Source organism: Rhizobium sp. P1_E1, from assembly GCF_056406015.1.
The window spans coordinates 1-2,429 of the sequence record NZ_JBFUAY010000403.1 but is presented as its reverse complement, the minus strand read 5'-3'; the positions used below and the strand labels follow the sequence as shown (position 1 = coordinate 2,429).

The following is a 2,429-nucleotide window of genomic DNA, read 5'->3' as shown; positions in this document are numbered from 1 at the left end:
GCATAGGAATAGACGCCCGATGCACTGAGCACGAGACTGCCATAGGTGCCGTTCAGCGCCGTGCCGAGCGTGCCTGATGTCKCACCAAAGACGACTGCGGTGACCGTCTTGGTGTCACCGGCATCCGCATCTGTGTCGTTGGTCAGCACGTTGCCGCTCGCAACCACGCCACCCGAACCATTGGCGACTCCGCCCTTCTCCGTCGCATCACCCGCATCGGCAACTGCCGTCGGCGTCGTGTTCGAGCCCGGCGTGGTAAACATCACATCGACCCAATAGTTCGTCGACTGGAAGGTGCTTGTGGGGTACAGGCTGGCGCTGCCATAGGTGTATACGCCGTTGCCGCTGGCCGGCGCCGTCAGCGGACCGCTGGTCACATTGGAGATGAAGTAGTCGGTGGTTGTCGAGTAATTACCGGTATTGCTGTGATAGGATGCGGTGTAGGTCTGTCCGGCCGTCAGGGTCACCGGGCTGGTGAAATAGGCAGTCTGCCAGCCGCTGGCAGTCTCGTTCGTGAAGGTGAGGGTCGCAATCCGTGTACCCGTGCTCGACCACAGTGAGCCGGTATGCGTACCGGTGTCCTGGCTGCCCTTGTAGAAACGAATACCGGTGACGGTCCCTGCCGTGGAGGTCTGAAAGCGGACACCGAGCTCGACGGCTGACGTATCGTCGGTGTTGACGACAGCAGGCGTCGCCGCGCCGAAGAGAGAGAAAAAGCTCGCCCCGGTCACGGTGACCGTTCGCCCCGCCGAGGGCGTTTCAAGGTTGATGTTATCGTCGACGGCGCGAGACCGGATCGTGTAACTGCCCGCGATCTGCGGCGACCAAGTATAAGTCCAGTTCTCATCGCCTGTCGCCGGATGCCAGCTCGCCCCATTGTCGGTCGAAACCTCGACACCGGCGATGACCCCACCGCCCGTATCGGTGGCAGTACCTGTAATCGTCACTGCGGAGCCAACGGTCGCTGTTGATGGCGCCGTGATGATGGAAGTCGGTGCGACCTGATCCGTGGAGCCGGCCGTGGCGACGAGCCCGGATTGCAGCGTTCCGGGCTGAATGCCCATGTCGGCCAGCAAATTGACCATTGCCTGCTGTACGCGGGGATCGGTTGGGGTCGCCTGGTTGTCGTGATTGTCGCTGAGACCCCATGTCCAGTAGACCGTGCCAGCCCCGAACACCAGTGCACCGCTGGGCGCGCGATAGAGAGTCAGATTATGGGTCGCGGTCGCATTTCCTGTCGTGTTTCCGTAGTCGAGCAAGTAAGTGCTGACCGGAAGCGTCGTCGACGACAGCTTCACCAGGCCCGCGGGATCGAAGCCGTTGTCAACCGCTTCGTCCCACTCGTAACCAAGATAGTTCTTGGTGAGCGTTGCCGTCTGGCCGGGCTGAAGATTGGCGACGCTCGTATTGCGCCAGAAGCGCAGGTTGGCGTCGTCATATCCGACCGTGATCGCGGCGAGATTGTTGCCGACATCGTCGACCTTGAACAACTGTCCGGTCAGTGAGTTTTCCGGGTTTCCGCCGCCGATAGCAGGTGGGCTGAGACGCGGATCGCGGAATGTGCCCGTCCATTGGTTGGAAGGGTCAATGCTGGCGCTAGGCGACCATGTCTCCTTGTAGGAGATGAGGGTCCGGTAAGGCGTGCCGTCGGCGCTGTAGGCATTGCCCCAACGGGTGCGCCAATAGACCTCGTTGCCGCTCCAGAACATCAGGTTGACGCCCGCATCGCGCGCGGCTTCGACATTGGTCCGCTGCTGTCCGGACCAGTATTCGTCGTGCCCGGCATCGATATAGGTCTTGTGATTGAGCAGGAGACTGCCATAGCGGTCGACGTCGACGCCCGACATATAGGAGACGTCATAACCGTTCTGTTCCAGCCAGTAGATGCCCGCATATTCGGCGCCGAACAGATAGTCCTGCGGGCCGGCATAGGTGCCGACCCCGCCGCGGGTCGCAATCGGCCTGTTGTAGCTGACCGCATAGGCGCGACCAGCGCCCTGGCCCGTCGCGGGGCCGTTGCCGCCATAGAAGTTTGCGCCACCCCAGCCGTTGTAAGCTTGCCAGGTCTCGTCTGCGGTCTGGAAGACGATGTCGCTGTGGCTGGCATCGTCGCGCACGATGAACGGGATTTGATTTTCGCCAGAGGTGCCATCCTGGCGCACGAGCTTGGCGATGTAGACGCCTGAGACGGCATCATCAGGTACAGTCCACGAAGCCGAGACCGCCCAGTTGCCGGCATCGACCGTGCCGGTCGTAGCATTGCGCAACGGATTGGGCTGGGTTTGCAATCCGGTATGCTGCATTGTCGCGACCTTGCGCGCGCCCATGCCGCCATAATAGCCGAGTCGATAGATATCGATCCGGTAGTTGGTGGAATTCGTGTTGATCTTGAAGCTGACCGTCTTGCCGTTGTCGACGCTGATGTGATG

1 protein-coding gene is annotated in these 2,429 nt (G+C 61.3%); it reads right to left on the bottom strand.

The window, feature by feature from the left end; translation table 11 throughout:
- On the bottom strand, positions 1–2,429 hold a 2,429-nt coding region (locus AC1D1Z_RS36335), incomplete at both ends, for a N,N-dimethylformamidase beta subunit family domain-containing protein (RefSeq protein ID WP_477853650.1).